The following is a 14,795-nucleotide window of genomic DNA, read 5'->3' on the forward strand; positions in this document are numbered from 1 at the left end:
CGCTGGCGGCAGGCACCTACACGCACGGTGTCTCGACGGCGAACGACACCGCGACTGCACAGATCACGCTGGATACCCAGCCTGATCCGACGAACTTCCAGGTGTCGAGCATCGAGTCGAACTCGCCGGTGACGGAGGGTGAGACGCTGACGATCGACGCCACGGTCGAGAACACGGGCGACCAGCAGGGGACCCAGACGGTCACCCTGTCGGTGCTGGGTACGGCGGACGACCAGCAGGTGACCCTGGCGGGCGGTGCGAGTCAGACAGTCACGCTGTCGGTGGCCACCCAGACGGGTGACGCCGGCCAGTACGCCGCGAGCGTCACGACGGCCAACGATACCGTCTCGACGACCGTGCGGGTCAAAGCGCCGAACGCGCCCGCGGACTTCCAGCTCTCGGGCGTCTCCAGCGACTCGCCGGTGACGGAAGGCGACACGCTCGACGTGACCGCCACCGTCCAGAACGTCGGGGACCAGCAGGGCACACAGACGGTCGCGCTCTCGGTGAACGGCACCGAGCGTGACAGTCAGAGCGTCCAGCTGGCCGGCGGAGCGAGTCAGACGATCTCGCTCTCGTGGGCGACGGGGAGCGGTGACGCGGGCAACTACACCGCGACGGTCACCAGCGCCAACGACACTGGAACGACCAGCGTCGAAGTCCAGAGCAGTGCCCCCGAGCCTGCGACTATCAGCGGTAGCGTGGCCGCATCGGGCAACGGGACCGCGATCGCAGGTGCGACGGTCTCGGCTGGCAGTCAGTCGACGACCAGCGCGGCCGACGGCAGTTACACGCTCTCGGTCGGTGGCGGTAGCACCTACACGGTGACGGCCGACGCCGAGGGGTACCAGTCGTCCTCGCAGACGGTTTCGCCGGCTGCCGGGGAGACTGTGACCGTCGACTTCGACCTCGCCGCGGAGAGCGGTGACGGCGGTGACGGCAAGTACAACCTCACCGGTCCGACCGACTTCACGGGCTACGTGCTCGGTGACGACGCGTACCTGCACACGGGGACGCCCGACAACTCGCGGCCGATCACGTACTCGCGGTGTCGTGACGGCCAGCCCGCCCCGTCGGAGCAGAAGCCGTTCTTCCTGCCGACCGACGAGTGTATCACCTTCGAGGGGACGGTCTTCCCGTCGAACAACTCCTGGGTCGGTGACGTGAACTTCGAGCCCGTGACCGGGATCATCAACGACACGAAGACGCAGACGCTGGGTAACGTCTACTACGAGGCCGACTTCTCGACGGTCGGCGGTGCCCGTGGTACGTTCGATCCCACGACCGGTGAGACGTCGCTGGACACGACGGTCAGTATCAACGTCTCGATCTGGCCCGTCGGATCCAGTATCTTCAGCACCTTCTCGCCCGCGAAGAACCCCTACTCCCAGCGGACCAACGAAGTGACGGACCCCACCTGCACCATCCCGAACGTGCAGATCGAGGCGTCCTCCGAGAAGAGCTTCACGAGCGGGTCACCGTTCCCCGGTGTCGGAACGACCGTCTCCGGCGAGCGGCTCAACGAGAGCCTCTACGGCAAGGTCGTCACTGACGACTTCTCCGTCGGGAGTGCGATGGACTGTAACGACAACTACTTCGGTGTCAACATGAACAACCAGGTCGACCTCGAACAGGGGCTGCCGGCACCTGCCGGTGACAACGAAGCTGTCTACGACATCAAGCTGAACCTGCAGGACTAACCGTCCGCAGCGTCGTAGAACCGATCTCATTCTTTTTCGTCTCGACCGACAGAGACGACCACTGCGGTGCGCGTCTCGGCTGCACATCGTCGCCGCCCGACACCGATCGAGAACGCGCTCGACACTTACCTGGAACCGTTCACGCAAGCACGTTCATCTATCCTCAATTATTTACCATACACCATGGTGCAGTCCTGTAGTTTTCGTGATTGTTTCGTGGGATCAAACCCTGTAATTCTGTCCCCTTGTAATAAACGACCGTCTATGTCCGGGGAAACACTGAGGGGTAACACAGCATGTGTGTTTCAATGACGTGGTAACAGCGGATGAGATGATGTGAAATCTCCCGCTACGCCGCTCGCACTCTCGTGGGGAGACGTTGCGGGCGGTGTTCCCGTGGTGTTGGGACCTGGCACCTGTCTGGGTGTCGGGGATGTCTGGGGGGAGATTCGACGAAGTGTCGCACGCCACGCGTGCAACGCGCACGAACGAGAGTGAGAAATCAATGTACGACAAAAGCATACTCGCAAAGAGTACGGGTGCATCGCTTGGGGTGGTCGCAATCGTCGGCCTGCTTTTCCTCAGCACCGGCACCGCATTCGCGACTCCGGTCGCAGGTATCGGTGGCTTCACGATCGAGGCGAACTCGATTACGGGTGACAACCTGATCCTGTACCCCGGTACGTCAGAGGCAGAGAACACGAGTAACATCAACCCGAACGCCTCCACGCAGGGTCCGGGTTACCAGGACCAGTACCCCGTCGGCATCGTCGAGCTGACGAACACCGAGATCGACGGGCTCGAACTGACGAAGGTGTTCAACCTCAGTAAGTACAGCAAGCCGACTGCGGCCGCGCCCGCGCTGATTCCCGGGCAGGCACGGATCAAGATCCGTTCGGACGCACCTGAGAACGTGACGACCAACTCCATCATCATCAAGACCCCGCAGATCGCCGCCGACAAGGCGAAGTTCTCGGGTCTCGAGATCAAGGAGAACACGGTCGAAGACCCCGGCGAGATCACCAGCTGGCTCGAACTCCGCACGCAGGAGGACGCTGACAGCCCGATCCCGGACGAGGGCGCGCCGGTCCAGTACGACACCAAGTACAACTTCTCCGGTGGCTCCAGCCCCGGTCTGATCCTGCAGGATCCGTTCATCCGTGCGACCTACCTCGCCACGGACTCGATTACGATCCCTGACCTGCGCCTCGAGGTGCAGTACAACCCCGACGGCGACGACGTCTACGAGTACGCCAGCTAACGACAGCTAGCTAACTAACCAACAAACCGTTTTTTATAACGCAGTAGCCGCGAGATTTTAGTGCGACAACACGAAAGAGATAGAAACAATGTCTGTTCGAGCAAAACTCTGGCACACGGTTCCGGGTCCGATCCGTCGTCGTATCGACGACCGTCTCAATCGGTTCAGCGAGTGGCGAGAGGGCCGTCCGTTCATGGGCGCGCTCCTGTTGATGATCGGTGGGCTGATCATCGGCTGGGTCCCGATCCAGTTCGCGACCGAACTGGCTATCATCGGTGGGTCGTTCACCGTCATCGGGCTCGTGTTCGCTGCCATGGTCTTCCTGACCGGTGCCTTCGTCATGGCTCGGCCGGAGATGTCGACCATCTTCGGCGTCATCGGGATCGCGCTCTCGATCCTCTCGCTCATCGGGGCACTGGGGGGAATGTTCGTCGGGATGCTCGTCGGGATCGCGGGCGGCAATCTCTGTGTCGCCTGGCGTCACCCCGATCCGGATCACAGCACCAGTCCCGGAACCGGCAGCCCGGACGCGGGCACCAGCGAGGACGTGCAGTTCAGCTGGCAGGGCGACCAGTAAGTCAGGTCGGTCCGCCGGGCGTCGTTTCCGGCAGTTTCGTCGGTGCCCGAACCCGTCGTCGGGATTATTATTAAGGGCCGTCCATATCCGGGGTAAGGTTCAGCATGGAATCTTGTATTGATAGCATCAGCACGCCTTCGAGCGGGCGAGGGGGGTGGGGACTGCCCGTGGGACGGCACACAACGAGCGATTGTTAACTATGTACGACCGGAAACGCATCGCGCGGGGGGCTGGAACCGCCGTTGCGACATGGGCACTGATCGGACTGTTGATAATGTCGACTGGCGTCGCGTATGCGCTGCCGCTGGCCGGCGTGGGTGGGTTCAATATCACGGCGTCCGAGATCACTGCGGACGATCTGGTACTGTATCCCGGTGTCGGGAATACCGACTCGGAGGAGAACTTTCCCCAGACGGTGGTTCAGCTGTCGAACACCGACATCCAGCAGTTCGCGCTGACCAAGGATCTCGACCTCGGATCGGTTCCGATGTCCCCGCTCCCGGGAACGTTGCGGATTAAGTTCCTGTCGCCGGACGGGACCGACGGCGGAGACGTGCTGGTGAAATCCACTGCACTCGGTGCCGACAAGGCGACGTTCACCAACTTCGTGACCAACGACACGAACGCGTCCGACGCGCGCGGCCGCTGGCGAATCAGGTCCGACGGTCCGGTCACGCTCGAAGGGGACGACCGGAACGGTGTCCGGATCCGGGCACACTACCTGGCGGCCGACCGGATCTCTATCACGGATCTGCGGTTTTTCGCCTGCTACGACGTCGACAACGACGGGTCCTTCGAGTGGGGGCCGTGTAACGACGATACGAGTTCCGGCGGCGGCAGCGGCAACACCGCGCCCACGGCCGACGCAACTGCCAGTTCGACGACGGCCGGTGCCGGTGACACGGTCTCGTTCAACGGCTCGGGCTCGAGCGATCCGGACGGCTCGATCGCCGCCTACGAGTGGGACTTCGGCGACGGGTCCTCCGCCACGGGCCAGCAGGCCAGTCACACCTACGACGAGCCGGGTGCTTACACCGCGCGGCTGACGGTGACCGACGACGACGGCGCGACGACGATCGACTCGGTGACCATCGTCGTCGAGGGCAACGATCCGCCCATGCCGAGTCCGACCGCCTCCTCGACGACGGTCGAACCGGGGCAGTCGATCACCTTCGACGGCTCGGGATCGAGCGATCCGGACGGGACGATCACGTCCTACGGGTGGGACTTCGGCGACGGGACGACCGCGACGGGCCAGCAGGTCACGCACGCGTACGCCGACTCGGGCAGTTACGCGGCGACGCTGACGGTGACCGACGACGACGGTGCGACCGCCTCGAACTCGGTCAGCATCACCGTGCAGGGGAACGACTCGCTGATCGCCAGCGCCTCGGCGAGCCCGAGCGACGTGCTGGCCGGCGAGCCGGTCACCTTCGACGGCTCCGGGTCGTCCGCCAGTAACAGCACGATCACGTCCTACGAGTGGGACTTCGGCGACGGGACGACCGCGACGGGCCAGCAGGTCACGCACACGTACGACACGGGCGGTGAGTTCACGGCGACGCTGACGGTGACCGACGACGACGGTGCGAGTGCGACCGACACCGTGACGACGACCGTCACCGCCAACGACGCACCGACCGCCACGCCGTCGGTCGAGAGCACCACGACCGAAGTCGGCGTCGCTCTCGCGTTCGACGGCTCGGGGTCGAGCGACCCGGACGGCTCGATCGAGTCCTACGAGTGGGCCTTCGGCGACGGGAGCACGGCCACCGGGGCGTTCACCACGCACGCCTACACCGCACCCGGCGAGTACACGGCGACGCTGACGGTGACCGACGACGACGGCGCGACCGCGACGGCGATCGTGAACGTCACCGTCGACACCAACGACGCGCCGACCGCGAGCGCGTCGGCTAGCTCAGGTTCGGTCGATCCCGATACCGACATCACCTTCGACGGGTCGGGATCGACCGATCCGGACGGGTCGATCGCCGCCTACGAGTGGGACTTCGACGGGGACGGCACCGTCGAGGCGACCGGTCAGCAAGTCACGACCCAGTTCTCGGAGTCCGGCGAAAAGACGGTGACGCTGACTGTGACTGACGACGACGGTGCCACCGCGACCGATACCGTTACCGTGACGGTCAACGACTGCTTCATCATTTGCCTCTGATTTCGGGGCTCTACACTGTCGAAAGACAAAAGCGCGTCCAGGGTACAGTTCCGCTGGCATGGTAACGTCGTCGGGGGACGGATCGTCGGTTCGGGACTGGCTGGCCGACCCACGGGGTGCGTTTCGGCGCTGGCGGCGGCCACGGCCGATGCTCGGGAGCGCACTGTTGTTGCTGGGGGCTGCGATCATCGGCTGGGTGCCGATCCAGTTCGCCGCCGAGTTGCTGTTCGTCGGCGGCGCGTTCACCATCGTGGGTCTCTTCTTCGCATCGCTCGTGGCGTTCTGTGGGCTCGCGGCGCTCGCGAAGCCCGAATTCGCGTCGATCTTCGGGGTGTTCGGTATCGCCTTCGCGACGCTCTCGCTCGTCGGGGCGCTCGGCGGCTTCTTCGTGGGCATGATCGTCGCCACCGCCGGGGGCGTCCTCTGTTACGCCTGGGAGCCGCCGGCCGAGTCCGGCGTCGACGTGAAGACGGTGGCCGAGGCCTCGGAGTTCATCTGGGGCGGGACCTCCGAGTTCATCTGGGGCGGCACGTCGGGGTTCATCTGGGGGAAGACCTCGGAGTTCATCTGGCAGACCGACGAGGAGGAAGCGGACGAGGACGACGAAGCGGGAGGCGAAGACGACCTCGGCCTCGGACTCGACCTGAGTGAGGCCGACGGTGCGTCGACGGCCGACGCGGCCGACGCGGACGACGAGATCGAGACCGGCGACCTCGACGATCGGTTCAAGTTCTAGGACAACTGTTTTCACGCCGTCACTGTCAGACCGTCTATGGACGAGGGTCGCGCCGACGATCGCCTCGCGGCGGCGCGTGAACGGTGGGTCGCGTTCGACGGCTGGCGTCGCCAGCGACCGTTCTGGGGCGGGGCGTTACTGATCGTCGCCGGACTTCTGACGGCGTACCTGCCGGTGGCCTACGACGAGTTCCTCCTCTTTACGGCCGGTTCGTTCACCGGTTCGGCGCTCCTGTTCGGGGGGTCACTCGTCGTCTGTGGCCTGCTCGTGTTCGGCGTGCCGTCGCTGTCGTCGGTGCTAGGTGGGCTGGGAATTCTCGTCGCGACGGTGTCGCTGTTCGGGGCGCTCGGGGGGTTCGTCGTCGGGTCGGTGCTGGGCGGGATCGGCGGCATCCTCGCGTTCGCCTGGACGGCGCCCGAGGAGTGCGGTTCCGGCGACGAACTGTAGGTCAGTCGGCCGCTCGCGGTTCGTCGATGGCGTACTCCCGGGTCACGTCGACGAGGGCTTTGCGGTACTCGCTCTCGCCGGGGTCGTCGGCGAGCGAGCGGAACCGCTCTTTGAACCGCTCGAAGCGGATGCTCGGGGCGTCCTGCGCGGCCGCGTGCGCGAGGTCGTACAGTCGATGGTCCCGGGAGACGAGGCCGTGGCGCTCGACCAGTGCCAGTGCGAACGCGGCGTTGACGGCGGTGATTTCGGGGTCGGCCGCCGGGGTGAGCCGGGTCCAACTCGCCGGGTCGGCCGGGCGGTCGGCCAGGGCCGTCGCCAGGCTCGACTCGAGGAACGCCACCAGCTTGTCCGCCGGGGCGACCGACAGCGTCAGGTCGTCGGCGTAGATGTCTTTCATGTGGTTGGCGATCTGGTAGCAGTGGGTGAGCTTCCGGCGCTCGACGCTCCGCCCGGAGAGGGCGAGATAGAGCGCTTCCTCGGTCGATTGGGTGTGTGACGGGTGACCCTGCTCGTTGCGGTGCATGTGCGCGAACTCGTGGAGGGCGAGTTCGCGGGCCATGGCGCTGCTGGCGGCCTGCCGGGAGATCGAGAGGTCGTGGCCCTCGGCGTCGTGGCTCGTCCAGGTGCGCTCGTCGGGGTCCTCGCGAACGTAGACCCAGACAGGGCGGTCCAGATCGTACTCGGTCTCGAAGAGGTCACGTGCGCTGAGAAACGGCTCCGTCGGCCCAGTACCCTGCACGCGAACGTCCATGTCTTCCCGTGATACGGGAGCGACGCGTATCACTTTTGCGGGCGGTCCGACGCCCGCCGGTGGTTTCGTGACCGCCCCGTCCCGAACGCCCTGCCGCCCCCCGGTTTCGGGTGGACGAGTCGCTCCGCGTGCAGTTTCCGGCGGGTTCGGCCGCTGGGGCAAACCACTTCACTTTTGACCCTGCTTCCGATACGGTTGGGTATAATGGGCCGACGCAAGAAGATCGTACAGGAGTGCGAACGGCTGATGGACGAGCCGGAGAACATCCGGAACATCGCCATCGCCGCGCACGTCGACCACGGGAAGACGACACTGACGGACAACCTGCTGGCCGGTGCGGGGATGATCTCCGACGAGACGGCCGGCGAACAGCTCGCGATGGACACCGAAGAGGACGAGCAGGAACGTGGGATCACCATCGACGCGGCGAACGTCTCGATGACCCACGAGTACGAGGACACCAACCACCTCATCAACCTGATCGACACGCCCGGCCACGTCGACTTCGGGGGCGACGTGACCCGCGCGATGCGTGCCGTCGACGGCGCGCTGGTCGTCGTGGACGCCGTCGAGGGTGCCATGCCCCAGACCGAGACGGTGCTCCGACAGGCGCTCCGCGAGGGCGTCAAGCCCGCGCTGTTCATCAACAAGGTCGACCGCCTCATCTCGGAACTCGAAGAGGGTCCCAAGGAGATGCAGGAGCGACTGACCGCGGTCATCCGCGACGTGAACGACCTCATCCGCGGGATGACCGAGGAGATGGACGACATCGACGACTGGACCGTCTCCGTCGAGGATGGGACTGTGGGCTTCGGGTCTGCACTCTACAAGTGGGGAGTCTCCATGCCGTCGATGCAGCGCACCGGCATGGACTTCGGCGACATCATCGACCTCGAACAGGCCGACAAGCGCCAGGAACTCCACGAGCGGACGCCCCTGGCCGACGTCGTCCTCGACATGGTCTGTGAGCACTTCCCCAACCCCATCGACGCCCAGCCGATGCGTATCCCCCGTGTCTGGCGTGGCGACGACGAGTCCGAACTCGCCGAGACCATGCGCCTCGTCGACGAGGACGGCGAAGTCGTCCTGATGGTCACCGACATCGGCGTCGACCCCCACGCCGGGGAGATCGCCGCCGGTCGTGTCTTCTCCGGGACCCTGGAGAAGGGCCAGGAGCTGTACGTCTCCGGCACCGCGGGCACCAACCGCATCCAGAGCGTCGGTATCTACATGGGTGGCGAGCGCGAGGAGGTCGAAGAGGTTCCCGCCGGGAACATCGCCGCCGTCACCGGCCTCAAGGACGCCATCGCCGGCTCGACGGTTTCGAGCGTGGAGATGACGCCGTTCGAGTCCATCGAACACATCTCCGAGCCGGTCATCACGAAGTCCGTCGAGGCCCAGCGCATGGACGACCTGCCCAAGCTCATCGAGACGCTCCAGCAGGTCTCCAAGGAGGACCCGACCATCCAGATCGAGATCAACGAGGACACCGGCGAACACCTGATCTCCGGGCAGGGTGAACTCCACCTCGAAGTCATCACCCAGCGTATCGAGCGCAACCAGGGCATCCCGGTCCACACCGGTGAGCCCATCGTCGTCTTCCGCGAGGCACCCCAGCAGCAGTCCCGCGAAGTCGAGGGCATCTCGCCCAACCGCCACAACCGGTTCTACATCTCCATCGAACCGCTCCCGGAGGACGTCGTCGAGACGATCAAGCTCGGCGACGCCTCGATGGACATGCCCGAACTCGAGCGCCGTGAAGCCCTGATGGAGGCTGGCCTCGACAAGGACACCGCCCAGGAAGTCGAGCACATCCACAACACCAACATCCTCATCGACGACACGAAGGGGATCCAGCACCTCAACGAGACGATGGAACTCGTCATCGAGGGCCTGGAAGAGGCCCTCGACGACGGGCCGCTGGCCGCCGAGCCCGTGCAGGGTGCGCTGATCCGCCTGCACGACGCCCGACTCCACGAGGACGCCATCCACCGCGGTCCGGCACAGGTCATCCCCGCCGTTCGGGAGGCCGTCCACAACTCCCTGATCGACGCCGAGATCCGCCTGCTGGAGCCGATCCAGGAGGTCCGGATCGACGTGCCCAACGACCACATGGGTGCCGCCTCCGGCGAGATCCAGGGTCGCCGTGGCCGCGTCGACGACATGTACCAGGAAGGCGACCTGATGGTCGTCGAGGGCGTCGCGCCCGTCGAGGAGATGATCGGCTTCTCCAGCGACATCCGTTCGGCCACCGAGGGCCGTGCCTCCTGGAACACCGAGAACGCCGGCTTCCAGGTCATGGCCGACAACCTCCAGCCCGACCAGATCACCGAGATCCGCGAACGGAAGGGCATGAAGACGGAGCTGCCGGAAGCGATCAACTACTTCTAACCCACTTTTTACAAGAGGGGGTGCGCGAGGCGCACCCCCTCTTCCAAAAACTTGGGGAAAAACACGGGATTCGCGCCGACGGCGCGAATCCCGGGAACCGCGCTCGCCATGCTCGCGCGGATGCTCGTCTCACTCCCGCACCGCTCCGCGACAGCACCGCACTGTACTTGACCAACTTTACCCCGTAGCGGTCCCTACGGCGTGGTATGTCGCTGCTCCACCAGGTGCTGGACATCCTCATCGGGGGTCTGATCGCCGGGCTCACACACTTCATGCTGAGTTACGCCATCGCGGACCCGAACCTCCCCGTGACTATCGGGGTCATCCTCGCGAGTATGTACTACTTCTCCCGGAATCCGTGGGGTGCGAGTCGCGAGCAGGGAAAACAGTGGAACGAGCGGATCGACGCGATGTACGAGACGATTCTACCGTGAGACGGGCGATTCCGACGAAGCCATACGGTGGTGTTTTCAGCGGACTGCCCTCGGACTACCGACGAATCTGACTCGGCTCTCGACTCTCTTCCAGTTGAAATAAGGGAAATATACTTCGAGAACCAGCCACTGGATCTGATCATTTCGACTACACTAATCCGGGACGAACTCGCGGACGAGATCGCGGACGGCCTGGTAATCGAGTACGAGAATGCAACTGTGTACGGCGATTTCGAGCAGGAGCAAGTGCTTCATCAGGGTACGGTTCGCATCCTCCCGAACAGTTAGGTTGCGCTCCCTACTGGCCGTCTGATCTCTCCCGAGGTAGTGCATCACATCGATCCATAGATCAACTGCACTCCACAAGCTGCCGGCGGTCTTGGCCGCCGGTTCTCGGGTGCGGCAAAGCCACTCGCGCTCTTTCCCCCACGGTCGCGGGTACATGGTTCCCGTGAGGCCGCCAGCGATCTCCGATGTTTGAAACCGAATTTCGGAGTGGTCGCCGCGGGATCCGCTGCAGAAAAAGGGGGGTCTTATGTCGATCCGTGTGTCAGATGGTGGTATGACCAGTGACGGGACCGGAGACCGGTCGCGGCGGTATCTACCAGACGACGGACTTTGGGGAGCGGGGGTGACCGGAACATGAACGACGCACACGGCGACGAGGTCCACGCCTACACGATCCGGCTGGAACTCGTCGACGAACCGGGCGAGTTGCTGCGGGCGCTCGGGCCGATCGCCAACAACGGGGGGAACCTGCTCTCGATCTTCCACGAACGGGGGAACCTGACACCGCGGGGGCACATCCCGGTCGAGGTCGATCTGGAGGCGACGCCCGAGCGGTTCGACGACATCGTCGAGGCGCTACGTGACGCAGGGGTCAACGTCATCCAGGCCGGTGCCGAACAGTACAGCGAGGAACTCACAGTGATAATCGTCGGCCAACTCGTCCAGACGGATCTGTCGGATACGTTGTCGGCGATCCAGGACGGGACCGACGCGTCGGTGACCGACGTGTCGCTGTCCGCGCCCGAAGGGACGGAGAACGGCGCGAGCGCCCGGCTCAGGCTGGCGACACAGAGCGGCGAGACCGAGACCGTCCTCTCGGCGGTTCGGTCGGTGGCGGGCGAGAAAGATCTCCGTGTCATCGAGCCGCTCACGGGAGGTGGTGAAGCGTGAGACTCGCCATCGTCGGGGCCGGCGCCGTTGGTCGTTCGGTCGCTGATCTCGCGGGCGGGTACGGACACACCGTCACCGCGCTGGCGGACTCGGGGAGTGCCGCGGTCGACGCCGACGGGATCGACGTGGCCGCCGCGCTGGAGCGCAAACGCGAGGACGGGCAGGTCGGGACCGCGGCGCCCGAGGACGCACTCGACGGCGAGTACGACGCCCTCGTCGAGGCGACGCCGACGACGCTCGGTGACGCCCAGCCCGGGTTCGGCCACGTCCGGACGGCACTGGAGCGGGATCGTCACGTCGTGCTGGCTAACAAGGGCCCGGTCGCCGAGCGCTACGACGAAGTCCGCGAACTGGAAGCCGAGAGCGCGGGTGGGGTTCGGTTCGAGGCAGCCGTCGGCGGGGCGATCCCCGTCCTCTCGACGGTCGAGGATTTCGGGCCGAACAACATCGTGGCCGCGCGCGGCGTCCTCAACGGGACGGCGAACTTCGTCCTCACGCGGATGGCCGCCGAAGGACTGGACTACGAACACGTCCTCGCGGAGGCCCAGGACATGGGCGTCGCCGAAGCCGACCCCTCCTTCGACGTGGAGGGGACCGACGCGGCGCTGAAGTGCGTGATCCTCGCCAACGTCCTCGCACAGGGCGAGCGCACCTACCGGCTCGAAGACGCCGAGGTCGAGGGGATCACGGACGTGCCCGGGAGCGCGCTGGAACTGGCACACGAAGACGGCCGGACGGTCCGGCTCGTCGGCGAGGTCAGCGGGGACGGCGTGCGCGTGGGCCCGCGCCTCGTCTCGGAACACGGCGACCTGGCGGTCGGCGGGACGACCAATATCGTCCAGCTGGAGACCGACCACGCCGGCCGGCTCAACCTCAGCGGCCGCGGTGCCGGCGGCCCCGAGACCGCGACCGCCGTGCTCTCGGACGTGGGTCGACTGCCCGAACTGTGAGCGGTTCGACCCCTCGATCCGGGGCCGCTTTCTCTCCCAGTCGTGTGACAGTCTCCCAAAACGCAAGACGGCGGCGGGACGGCGAACGTCACCTATCGAAATCGTTTTAACTGCCTCCACCAAAAGAGTCCGATATAGCGCCTCTGCGCGTGAGATAATCAATGAGCGACAAACCGCACCAGAACCTGGCCATCATCGGCCACGTGGACCACGGGAAGAGTACGCTGGTCGGACGACTCCTCTACGAGACGGGGAGCGTACCCGAGCACGTCATCGAGCAGCACAAGGAAGAAGCAGAAGAGAAGGGCAAGGGTGGCTTCGAGTTCGCCTACGTCATGGACAACCTCGCCGAGGAGCGTGAGCGCGGGGTCACCATCGACATCGCCCACCAGGAGTTCGACACGGACGAGTACTTCTTCACGATCGTCGACTGTCCGGGTCACCGCGACTTCGTGAAGAACATGATCACGGGCGCGAGCCAGGCCGACAACGCCGTGCTCGTCTGTGCGGCGGACGACGGCGTCCAGCCCCAGACACGCGAGCACGTCTTCCTGGCCCGCACCCTGGGTATCGACGAGCTCATCATCGGCATCAACAAGATGGACCTCGTCGACTACGAGGAGAGCCGCTACAAGGAAGCCGTCGACGAAGTGACGGAACTGCTCAAGCAGGTCCAGTTCAACGTCGACGACGCGAAGTTCATCCCGATCTCGGCGTTCGAGGGCGACAACGTCGCCGAGGACTCCGACGAGACGCCGTGGTACGACGGCCCGAACCTGCTCGAGGCACTCAACGACCTGCCCGAGCCCAAGCCGCCGACGGACGCCGACCTCCGGCTCCCGATCCAGGACGTCTACACGATCTCCGGGATCGGTACCGTGCCGGTCGGCCGCGTCGAGACGGGGACCCTCAACACGGGCAACAACGTGTCGTTCCAGCCCTCCGACGTGAGCGGCGAGGTCAAGACGATCGAGATGCACCACGAAGAGGTGCCCAAGGCCGAACCCGGTGACAACGTCGGATTCAACGTCCGCGGTATCGGCAAGGACGACATCCGCCGTGGTGACGTCTGTGGGCCCGCCGACGACCCGCCGAGCGTCGCCGAGACGTTCCAGGCCCAGATCGTCGTGATGCAGCACCCGAGCGTGATCACCGCGGGCTACACCCCGGTCTTCCACGCCCACACGGCACAGGTCGCCTGTACCGTCGAGTCCATCGACAAGAAGATCGACCCCTCGACCGGTGAAACGGCCGAGGAGAACCCGGACTTCATCCAGTCCGGTGACGCTGCGGTCGTCACGGTGCGCCCGCAGAAACCACTCAGCATCGAGCCGTCCTCCGAGATCGAGGAACTCGGCTCCTTCGCCATCCGCGACATGGGTCAGACCATCGCGGCTGGCAAGGTCCTGAGCGTCCAGGAGCCCTAACGCATGCAGCAGGCTCGCGTCAGGCTCGCAGGCACGAGTCCCGAGGATCTGGACGACATCTGCGACGACGTCCGTGAGATCGCCTCGAAGACGGGCGTCAAGCTCAGCGGCCCGGTGCCGCTCCCGACCAAGACGCTGGAAGTTCCCGCCCGGAAGTCCCCCGACGGTGAGGGGACCGCCACGTGGGAACACTGGGAGATGCGCGTCCACAAGCGGCTGATCGACATCGACGCCGACGAACGCGCGCTGCGGCAGCTGATGCGGATTCAGGTGCCCAACGACGTCTCCATCGAGATCGTCCTCGAGGACTGACGAACCGGACCGCCCGGTTTCGTTCCGGTGGGTCGGCCACCGTCTCACGCGCGAGGCACTCGCGCTTTCCAGAGACGGAACGGAAGCTATAACGGCGTCGATACGCAACTCCCGAGTGCGGGCTCGTAGATCAGCGGTAGATCGCTTCCTTCGCAAGGAAGAGGCCCTGGGTTCAAATCCCAGCGAGTCCACTATTTCTGCGCCGCTCACAATTCGTGAGCGGCGCGAATAGCCTGTCGAGTCGGGATTTGAAGCCCTGCCAGTCGCGCACAGCGAACGAAGTGAGCGAGCACGTCTGGCTCTGGGTTCAAATCCCAGCGTCCTCACGAGGGCCGTAGGCCCGAGTGAAGGCTCGGAAGACGAACGGAGTGAGTCTTCCGGTGAGTCCATCCCACTTTTTACTGCGGGGGGATTCGCCTTCGGCGAACCCCCCCTTGCAAAAACGTGGGGAAAA

14 protein-coding genes and 1 tRNA gene are annotated in these 14,795 nt (G+C 65.0%); 14 read left to right on the forward strand and 1 reads right to left on the reverse strand.

What is annotated here, in order from left to right:
- From EAF64_RS19555 to EAF64_RS19580, 6 genes are all read left to right on the forward strand, one after another.
- Positions 1–1,700 (forward strand): CARDB domain-containing protein (locus EAF64_RS19555; protein ID WP_193767774.1); only part of this gene is annotated, 1,700 nt, incomplete at its 5' end.
- A gap of 505 nt (positions 1,701–2,205) precedes the next feature.
- A complete protein-coding gene (locus EAF64_RS19560) occupies positions 2,206–2,961 on the forward strand; it encodes a hypothetical protein (RefSeq protein WP_129070667.1) in 756 nt (251 codons plus the stop codon).
- 88 nt (positions 2,962–3,049) lie between these two features.
- The gene (locus EAF64_RS19565) at positions 3,050–3,538 is read left to right on the forward strand and encodes a DUF6114 domain-containing protein (RefSeq protein WP_193767775.1); all 489 of its coding nucleotides are present in this window, start codon (positions 3,050–3,052) and stop codon (positions 3,536–3,538) included.
- Positions 3,539–3,812: 274 nt separating this feature from the next.
- A complete protein-coding gene (locus tag EAF64_RS19570) occupies positions 3,813–5,714 on the forward strand; it encodes a PKD domain-containing protein (protein WP_193767776.1) in 1,902 nt (633 codons plus the stop codon).
- Between the two features lie 58 nt (positions 5,715–5,772).
- Positions 5,773–6,450, forward strand: coding sequence for a DUF6114 domain-containing protein (locus tag EAF64_RS19575; protein WP_129070669.1), 678 nt, complete (start codon positions 5,773–5,775; stop codon positions 6,448–6,450).
- A gap of 36 nt (positions 6,451–6,486) precedes the next feature.
- Positions 6,487–6,897: a DUF6114 domain-containing protein gene (locus tag EAF64_RS19580; RefSeq protein WP_129070670.1), complete on the forward strand. Its 411-nt coding sequence runs from the start codon at positions 6,487–6,489 to the stop codon at positions 6,895–6,897.
- A gap of 1 nt (position 6,898) precedes the next feature.
- Here EAF64_RS19580 and EAF64_RS19585 read toward each other — a convergent pair whose 3' ends face one another.
- Positions 6,899–7,648 carry a DUF5781 family protein gene (locus tag EAF64_RS19585; protein ID WP_129070671.1) on the reverse strand — a complete coding sequence of 250 codons (750 nt, stop codon included), beginning with the start codon at positions 7,646–7,648 and terminating at the stop codon, positions 6,899–6,901.
- Positions 7,649–7,852: 204 nt separating this feature from the next.
- Between EAF64_RS19585 and EAF64_RS19590 the strand changes: the two genes are divergently transcribed.
- The 8 genes from EAF64_RS19590 (at position 7,853) to EAF64_RS19625 (ending at position 14,532) form a co-directional block, all read left to right on the forward strand.
- On the forward strand, positions 7,853–10,039 hold the full coding sequence (locus tag EAF64_RS19590) for an elongation factor EF-2 (protein ID WP_129070672.1): 2,187 nt from the start codon (positions 7,853–7,855) through the stop codon (positions 10,037–10,039).
- A 206-nt stretch (positions 10,040–10,245) separates the two neighbouring features.
- Entirely contained in the window at positions 10,246–10,473 is a 228-nt protein-coding gene (locus tag EAF64_RS19595) for a hypothetical protein (protein WP_129070673.1), read from the forward strand.
- Positions 10,474–10,503: 30 nt separating this feature from the next.
- Positions 10,504–10,761 (forward strand): hypothetical protein, encoded by a 258-nt coding sequence (locus tag EAF64_RS21515; protein WP_129070674.1) that lies wholly within the window; start codon positions 10,504–10,506, stop codon positions 10,759–10,761.
- Positions 10,762–11,115: 354 nt separating this feature from the next.
- Positions 11,116–11,652, forward strand: coding sequence for an amino acid-binding protein (locus EAF64_RS19605; RefSeq protein WP_129070675.1), 537 nt, complete (start codon positions 11,116–11,118; stop codon positions 11,650–11,652).
- Positions 11,649–12,602: a homoserine dehydrogenase gene (locus EAF64_RS19610; protein WP_129070676.1), complete on the forward strand. Its 954-nt coding sequence runs from the start codon at positions 11,649–11,651 to the stop codon at positions 12,600–12,602. Before EAF64_RS19605 ends, EAF64_RS19610 begins: the two co-directional genes overlap by 4 nt.
- Before the next feature lie 161 nt (positions 12,603–12,763).
- On the forward strand, positions 12,764–14,029 hold the full coding sequence (gene tuf, locus EAF64_RS19615) for a translation elongation factor EF-1 subunit alpha (protein WP_129070677.1): 1,266 nt from the start codon (positions 12,764–12,766) through the stop codon (positions 14,027–14,029).
- Between the two features lie 3 nt (positions 14,030–14,032).
- Positions 14,033–14,341 carry a 30S ribosomal protein S10 gene (rpsJ, locus tag EAF64_RS19620; protein ID WP_092661954.1) on the forward strand — a complete coding sequence of 103 codons (309 nt, stop codon included), beginning with the start codon at positions 14,033–14,035 and terminating at the stop codon, positions 14,339–14,341.
- 119 nt (positions 14,342–14,460) lie between these two features.
- Positions 14,461–14,532, forward strand: a tRNA-Ala gene (locus tag EAF64_RS19625).
- The last annotated feature ends 263 nt before the right edge of the window (positions 14,533–14,795 follow it).

This window comes from Halorientalis pallida, assembly GCF_004118325.1.
Lineage (GTDB): Archaea > Halobacteriota > Halobacteria > Halobacteriales > Haloarculaceae > Halorientalis > Halorientalis pallida.

Excerpts from the sequence above, each read along its gene's own strand:
- EAF64_RS19560 (WP_129070667.1), top strand. The coding sequence starts at position 2,206 with ATGTACGACAAAAGCATACTCGCAAAGAGTACGGGTGCATCGCTTGGG.
- EAF64_RS19565 (WP_193767775.1), top strand. The coding sequence starts at position 3,050 with ATGTCTGTTCGAGCAAAACTCTGGCACACGGTTCCGGGTCCGATCCGT.
- EAF64_RS19570 (WP_193767776.1), top strand. The coding sequence starts at position 3,813 with ATGTCGACTGGCGTCGCGTATGCGCTGCCGCTGGCCGGCGTGGGTGGG.
- EAF64_RS19575 (WP_129070669.1), top strand. The coding sequence starts at position 5,773 with ATGGTAACGTCGTCGGGGGACGGATCGTCGGTTCGGGACTGGCTGGCC.
- EAF64_RS19580 (WP_129070670.1), top strand. The coding sequence starts at position 6,487 with ATGGACGAGGGTCGCGCCGACGATCGCCTCGCGGCGGCGCGTGAACGG.
- EAF64_RS19585 (WP_129070671.1), bottom strand. The coding sequence starts at position 7,648 with ATGGACGTTCGCGTGCAGGGTACTGGGCCGACGGAGCCGTTTCTCAGC.
- EAF64_RS19590 (WP_129070672.1), top strand. The coding sequence starts at position 7,853 with ATGGGCCGACGCAAGAAGATCGTACAGGAGTGCGAACGGCTGATGGAC.
- EAF64_RS19595 (WP_129070673.1), top strand. The coding sequence starts at position 10,246 with ATGTCGCTGCTCCACCAGGTGCTGGACATCCTCATCGGGGGTCTGATC.
- EAF64_RS19605 (WP_129070675.1), top strand. The coding sequence starts at position 11,116 with ATGAACGACGCACACGGCGACGAGGTCCACGCCTACACGATCCGGCTG.
- tuf (WP_129070677.1), top strand. The coding sequence starts at position 12,764 with ATGAGCGACAAACCGCACCAGAACCTGGCCATCATCGGCCACGTGGAC.
- rpsJ (WP_092661954.1), top strand. The coding sequence starts at position 14,033 with ATGCAGCAGGCTCGCGTCAGGCTCGCAGGCACGAGTCCCGAGGATCTG.